Origin of the sequence: Kocuria kalidii (genome assembly GCF_044462225.1) — a bacterium.
Classification (GTDB): Bacteria; Actinomycetota; Actinomycetes; order Actinomycetales; family Micrococcaceae; genus Kocuria; species Kocuria kalidii.
This window is the reverse complement of the sequence record NZ_JBISWJ010000096.1, coordinates 1-6,278: the sequence shown is the minus strand read 5'-3', so window position 1 is coordinate 6,278 and position 6,278 is coordinate 1. Positions and strand designations below refer to the sequence as shown.

Annotated in this window: 5 protein-coding genes; 1 reads left to right on the top strand and 4 read right to left on the bottom strand. The window is 73.4% G+C overall.

The window, feature by feature from the left end:
* The 3 genes from ACH9D3_RS14210 to xylA all read right to left on the bottom strand — a co-directional run.
* A partial coding sequence (locus ACH9D3_RS14210; RefSeq protein WP_396411441.1) for an aldose epimerase family protein occupies nucleotides 1–896 on the bottom strand: 896 nt, incomplete at its 3' end.
* Nucleotides 886–2,310, bottom strand: coding sequence for a xylulokinase (gene xylB / locus ACH9D3_RS14205; RefSeq protein WP_396411440.1), 1,425 nt, complete (start codon nucleotides 2,308–2,310; stop codon nucleotides 886–888). The genes xylB and ACH9D3_RS14210, both read right to left, overlap by 11 nt.
* 146 nt (nucleotides 2,311–2,456) lie before the next feature.
* Complete coding sequence (gene xylA / locus ACH9D3_RS14200; RefSeq protein WP_396411439.1) at nucleotides 2,457–3,680, bottom strand: xylose isomerase; 1,224 nt, start codon at nucleotides 3,678–3,680, stop codon at nucleotides 2,457–2,459.
* 148 nt (nucleotides 3,681–3,828) lie between these two features.
* On the opposite strand from xylA, the gene ACH9D3_RS14195 reads away from it, so the two are divergent.
* Nucleotides 3,829–4,995: an ROK family protein gene (locus ACH9D3_RS14195; protein ID WP_396400451.1), complete on the top strand. Its 1,167-nt coding sequence runs from the start codon at nucleotides 3,829–3,831 to the stop codon at nucleotides 4,993–4,995.
* 82 nt (nucleotides 4,996–5,077) lie between these two features.
* On the opposite strand, the gene ACH9D3_RS14190 is transcribed toward ACH9D3_RS14195, so the two are convergent.
* Nucleotides 5,078–6,247, bottom strand: coding sequence for an endo-1,4-beta-xylanase (locus tag ACH9D3_RS14190; protein WP_396411438.1), 1,170 nt, complete (start codon nucleotides 6,245–6,247; stop codon nucleotides 5,078–5,080).
* Nucleotides 6,248–6,278: the final 31 nt, after the last annotated feature.

The window sequence follows — 6,278 nt, the reverse complement described above, 5'->3', positions numbered from 1 at the left end:
CCGGTGATGGTGCCGTCCAGGGCGTTGCCGGTGTAGACCTGCAGGGCCGGCTGGTCGGTGAACAGCTCCACGGACCGCCCGCTCGCCGGGTGCTCCAGGCGCGCGGCCCGGCGCAGGCCGGCCCCGCGCAGGTGGAAGGAGTGGTCGATGCCGCCCACCGCGGTGATGTCCGGGTGCTCCGCGCGCATCCGGTCCCCGAGGCGGGCCGGGGTGGTGAGGTCCAGCGGGGTGCCGGCCACGGGGGTCAGGGCCCCGGTGGGGAGCCCGTGGTCGTCCACCGGGAGGTAGGAGTCGGCGGTGACGGTGAGCCGGTGGTCCTCGATCGTGCCGGCGCCTTCGCCGGCGAGGTTGAGGTAGAGGTGGCTGGCCAGTGAGGCCACGGTGGGGGCGTCGGTGCGGGCGTCCAGGTCCAGGGTCACGGTGTGGCCGCGCACCCGGTAGGTGGCGGTGACGGTGAGCTCTCCGGGGAAGCCCTGGTCCCCGTGCGGGCTGATCAGCTCCAGGGTCAGCCGGTCCGGGGCGGCGGCCACCGTCCGCCAGAGTCTGCGGTGGAAGCCCTCGGGGCCTCCGTGCAGGGTGTTTCCGCCCTCGTTGGCGGCCAGTTCCACGAGCACGTCGTCGAGGGGGAAGCCGGCCCCGGCGATGCGGTTGGCGTAGCGGCCCACGACCGCGCCCAGGAAGGCTTCCGGGGGTGCCGTGTAGCCGGTGGCGTCCGGGTGGCCCAGGGCGAGGTTGGTGGTGGCCCCGGTGCTGTCGGGGACGTGCAGGGCCTGGACGGTGGCGCCGAGGTCCAGGACCCGCAGGACCAGCCCGCCCGGGTCCGAGAGGGTGTGGACGGTGACCTCCCGGCCGTCCGGCAGCGCCCCGAAGGCCTGCGGGGAGGTCTCACCGCGCACGGGACCCACCGGCGGAGGGCTGTGACCAGTCGGCGGTCCGGTCCCGCAGCGTGCGGTAGGCCTCCATGACCGCGGGCGTCGGCTCCGCCGTGTACTCCTGGGCACCGGAGAGCGCCCAGGCCGGGGGCTCGTCGGCGCCCGAGAGGGCCCAGGCGGCCTGCCGGGCGGCCCCGAGGGCCACGTACTCCCCGGGGGCGGGCACCAGCACGGGCCGGCCGAGCACGGCCGGGGCGAGCCGGCGCACCGCCTCGGACTGCGCGCCGCCGCCGATCAGGAGGATCCGGTCCGCGGTGGTGCCGGTGGCCCGCTCGAGCGCGGCCACACCGTCGGCGAGGGAGCAGAGCAGGCCCTCCACGCAGGCCCGGGCGATGTCCTCCCGGCCGGTGCGCGAGGACATCCCGTGGAGCGTGGCGCGGGCCTCGGGCCGGTCGGGCGTGCGCTCCCCGTCGAGGTACGGGAGCAGCGTCACCCCGCCCGCCCCGGGGCGTCCGGCCAGGGCCAGGTCGGCGAGGCCGGCGTGGTCGACGCCCAGGACCCGGGCCCCGAACTCCAGGATCCGTGCGGCGTTGAGGGTCGTGGCCATGGGCAGGTACCGGCCGGTGGCGTCGGCGAAGCCGGTCACGAGTCCGCCGGGATCCGCGGTGCGGGTCTCCGAGACCATGGCCGCGACGCCGGAGGTGCCGATCGACAGGGACACGTCCCCCGGGCCGAGCGCGATGCCCAGCGCGGCCGCCATGTTGTCGCCGGTGCCCGCCGCGAGCACCGCCCCCGCGGCCGTGCGGCCCATCACCTCGTGCGGGGTCGCGGCCACCTGCGGGAGCTCGACGTCGTGCCCGAGCGCCTGCTCGACCAGCGCGGAGTTCCACGTGCCGGTGCGCGTGGAGAAGTAGCCGGTGCCCGAGGCGTCGCCGCGGTCGGTGCCGAACGAGGCCTTGTCGGCGCCGAGGTGCCACGACAGGTAGTCGTGGGGCAGGAGCACCCGGTGGGTGCGGGCGGCGTTGTCCGGTTCGTGCTCCGCCATCCAGCGCAGCTTCGTGGACGTCATGGACGCGACCAGCACGCTGCCGAGCTCCTCGGCGCAGGCGGCCGCTCCACCCATCTCCTCGACGAGCTCGCGCGCCTGCGGCGCCGATCGGGTGTCGTTCCACAGCAGGGCGTCGCGCACCACGGCGTCGTGCTCGTCGAGGGCGACCATCCCGTGCTGCTGGCCCCCGACGGACACGGCGGCGGCCTCCTCGAGGAAGGGGCCGGCGGCGTCGTCGAGCGCGGCGAGCCAGGCCCGCGGGTCCACCTCGGTGCCGTCCGGGTGGGGGGCGCGGCGCTGCGCGAGCACCTCGCCGGTGGCGGCGTCGACGAGGAGCGCCTTGGTGGACTGGGTGGAGGAGTCGATGCCCAGGACGGTCGTGCGTGCCATGAAATCACCTCGGTGCAGGGTGGGTGCGGGCCGGCGCCGGCGGCGCCGCGGGACGTCCGGCCCGGCGCAGGGGGGACGTGCGCCGGACCGGACCGGGACGGGACTCGGCACCCGGGATCGGGGGCGGGAGCCGAACCCCGGGTGCGTCAGCCGCGGGCGCCCATGAGGTGCTCGACGGCGAGCTGGTGCAGGCGCACGAAGCCGTAGTTGCGCTCCGAGGGGCCGGTCAGGTCGAGGTCCTCGTAGACGCTGCGGTCGGCGAGGAACGCCTGCAGGTCCTCGCCCTGCGCGAGGGTCGGCTCGCCGAGCTCGAGGACGCCGGACTGCTCCATGGCCTCCTGGACCTCGGGGTCCTGGCGGAAGGCCACGGCCCGCTGCTTCAGGAGCAGGTACATCTGCATGTTCGCCGCCGCCGAGTCCCAGGCGCCCTCGACGTGCTCGGTGCGGGAGGGCTTGAAGTCGAAGTGGCGGGCACCCTGGTAGGCGCCCGGCTTGGACGGGAACCCGTTCTCGAGCAGGTCGACCGTGAAGAAGGCGCTGATCAGGTTGCCATGGCCGAACACCAGGTCCTGGTCGTACATCGGGCCGTTCTGGCCGTTGAGGTCGATGTGGAACAGCTTCTCGCACCACAGCGCCTCGGCGAGGCCGTGCGTGTAGTTGAGCGTGGCCATCTGCTCGTGCCCGGTCTCCGGGTTCACGCCCACGACGTCCCCGTTGTCGAGCCGGTCGATGAACGCCAGCGCGTGACCGATGGTGGGCAGGAAGATGTTGCCGCGCGGCTCGTTGGGCTTGGGCTCGATGCCGATGCGCATGTCGTAGCCCTGGGACTTGATGTACCCGGCCACGGTGTCGATGCCCTCGGCGTAGCGGTCCAGGGCGGCGAAGAGGTCCTTGGAGGAGTCGTACTCGGTGCCCTCGCGCCCGCCCCACATCACGAAGGTCGTGGCGCCGAGCTCGGCGGCGAGGTCCACGTTGCGCAGCACCTTGCGCAGGCCGTAGCGCCGGACCCGCCGGTCGTTGGACGTGAACGCGCCGTCCTTGAAGATCGGCTCCGCGAAGGTGTCGGTGGTGACCATCTCGCAGACCATGCCGGTCTCGTCGACGGTCTGCTTCAGCTGCCCGATCAGCTTCTCGCGCTGGGCCTCGGAGGCGTCGAAGGGGATCAGGTCGTTGTCGTGGAACGTGAAGCCCCAGGCGCCGAGCTCCTTCAGCTTCCGCACGGACTCGAGGGGGTCGAGGTCGGGCCGGGACGCGTTGCCGAACTGGTCGCGGGCCGCCCAGCCGACGGTCCAGAGGCCGAAGGAGAACTTGTCCGCGGGGGTCGGGGAGAGCGAGGAGGCGAGGGAGGTCGCGGGGGAGGTGGTGGGCACCGGAGGTCCTTTCCCAGTTGGTTAGTTACCGTTACTTACTATAGGAGCTGGGATACCGTGGGGGAAGACCGGCGACGGAATTTCTGCCGTCCGGTCGGCCGCGTCCCGCACCGGGCACGGTCCCGCCGGCACCAGAGGAGAGCCGTCCGTGCAGTCGAGCCACCTGCGGGAGCACAATCTCTCCACCGTGCTGCGCGCCGTGGCGGCCGCGGGGGAGCCGGTCTCGCGGGCCGCGCTCGCGAAGCGCACGGGTCTCACGAAGCCCACCGTCTCCAAGCTGGTGCAGGAGCTGCTCGACGCCGGGCTGCTCGTCGAGGGGCGGCACACGGGCGCGCGGGTGTCCGGGCGGCCGATGATCCCCCTGACCGTGGCCCGGGAGACCGTGCTGGGCGTGGGGCTGGAGATCGCCGCGGACCACCTGGCGTGCCTCGTCACGGATCTGGGCGGCCGCGTCCTCCACGAGGAGTCCCGGTTCGGGGCCTTCGCGGGGGCGTCCGTGGAGGAGGTGGCCTCGGTGCTGGCCGCGCTGCTCGACGACGCCCTGTCCTCCCGCCGGGACGTGCCCGTGGCGGGGATCTGCGTCTCCGTGCCCGGCCGGCTCTCCACGGACCGGGCCACGGTGCTCTCCGCCCCGAACCTGTCCTGGGAGGGCGTCCCGCTGGTCGAGCGGCTCCGGCAGCTCCCGGAGTTCCGGGGCCCCTCGCTCACCGCCGGCAACGACAGCATGCTGGCCGCGCGCACGGAGGTGCTGCGCCGGCCGGGGGAGTCCTTCCTCTTCCTGCACGGCCAGACCGGCATCGGGGGTGCCGTGGTCCTGGACGGCCGCATCCACCGGGGCGAGCACGGCTGGGCCGGGGAACTGGGCCACGTCACGATCACGCCCGGCGGGGAGCTGTGCCGGTGCGGGCGCCGCGGCTGCCTCGAGGCCTACGCCAGCTACCACGCGCTGCGGGGCAGGACCGGCCTGCCGGAGGACGTCCGGATCGAGGACCTCGTGGCGGCCACGGCCGAGCGGCTGCAGAGCCGGGAGGCGGTCATGGAGATGATCGGGCGCCCGCTGGGGGTGGTGCTCGCCAACTCGATGAACGTCCTCGACCTGTCGACGGTCGTGCTCTCCGGCTACTTCGCCCCGATCGCGCCGGAGCTCGAGCCCGTGCTGCGCGAGGTCCTCGAGGCCCACGCCCTCACGGCGGAGGAGGGGCCCGTCGAGATCCAGCGGTCGGCCGCGGACGCCCACCCCGCCCTGACCGGTGCGGCCGCGACGGCGCTCGAGCCCATCTACGACTCCCCGGCCCGCTGGATCGACCGGCGCTGACCCGCTCCGGGCCGGGGACGACGACGGGGCCCGCTCGCACGAGCGGGCCCCGTCGCCGTCCGGGCCGTCCCGGGCGCTCAGCTCAGCGGAACGCGGGGTGGTGCGTCCACTTCGCCTCGCCGCCCGGCTGGGACCGGACCAGGGTCTCCTGCAGGGCGTCGTAGGCCGGCTTGCGCTCGTAGTCGCCCTCCATGGTCAGGGCGTCCCCGTAGCCGGGGAAGGTGTTCGGCACCCAGGAGTGCTCGTCGAGCACGCCCCACACGGTGAAGGAGTTGCAGTCCTCCACGGCCAGGCACGCCTCGAGCGCCATGCGGTACCAGTCGGCCTGCTTCTCGCGCAGCTCCTCGGTCATCCGGTCGTCCGCGTCGACCGGTCCGCGGACGTCGATCTCGGTGACGGCCGTCTCCAGGCCGAGGTCGTCGAAGCGCTGCAGGTTCTGCTGCATCCGCCCGTCGAAGCCGTACTGCAGACCCAGGTGGGTCTGCATGCCGAAGCCGTGCACCGGCACGCCCTGGGCGAGCAGGTCCTGGATCAGCGCGTAGTAGGCGTCGGACTTCGCGTTGATGCCCTCCACGTTGTAGTCGTTGAAGAACAGCTGGGCGTTCGGGTCGGCGTCGTGGGCCCAGCGGAAGATGTCGGCGATGATGCCCGGCCCCAGCTCGCGGAGCCAGATGTTGTCCTGCATCCGCAGGTTCCCGCTGTCGTCGAAGATCTCGTTGGCGACCTCCCACTGCTGGATGCGGCCCTCGTAGTGGCCGACCACCGTGTAGACGTGGTCCTTGAGGATGGCGCGCAGCTCCTCCGGGGTGTGGTTCCCGTTCTCGAGCCAGTCGGGGTTCTGGCTGTGCCAGAACAGGGTGTGGCCGCGCACGACCTGCCCGTTGGCCTCGGCGAAGTCGACGATGTCGTCGGCGGGGCCGAAGTCGTACACGCCCTCCTCGGGGTGGATGAACTCCCACTTCATCTGGTTCTCGGGGGTCAGGGAGCTGAACTCCCGCGCCAGGACCGAGCGGTACTCGGGATCGGAGGGGAAGGGCTCCGGGTAGTCGGCAGAGGTGTGGTGGCCTCCGCCGGCCACGGCGCTGCCGATGTAGAAGTCCTTCGGCGTGTTCCAGCGCAGGGTGTCCTGCTTGGCCAGGCCGGGAGGCCGGGTGTCGGGGGCGGCGGTCGCGGCCTGGGGGACCGCGGTGAGGCACAGGGCGGCGACGGCGGTGGCCGCTCCGGCGCGGAGGAAGGGGGCTCGTCTGCTCATGTCGGGATTTCCTTCGTGGGGGGATGGGGGA

Coding starts and splice junctions, on each gene's coding strand:
- xylB (WP_396411440.1), bottom strand. CDS start 2,310: ATGGCACGCACGACCGTCCTGGGCATCGACTCCTCCACCCAGTCCACC.
- ACH9D3_RS14190 (WP_396411438.1), bottom strand. CDS start 6,247: ATGAGCAGACGAGCCCCCTTCCTCCGCGCCGGAGCGGCCACCGCCGTC.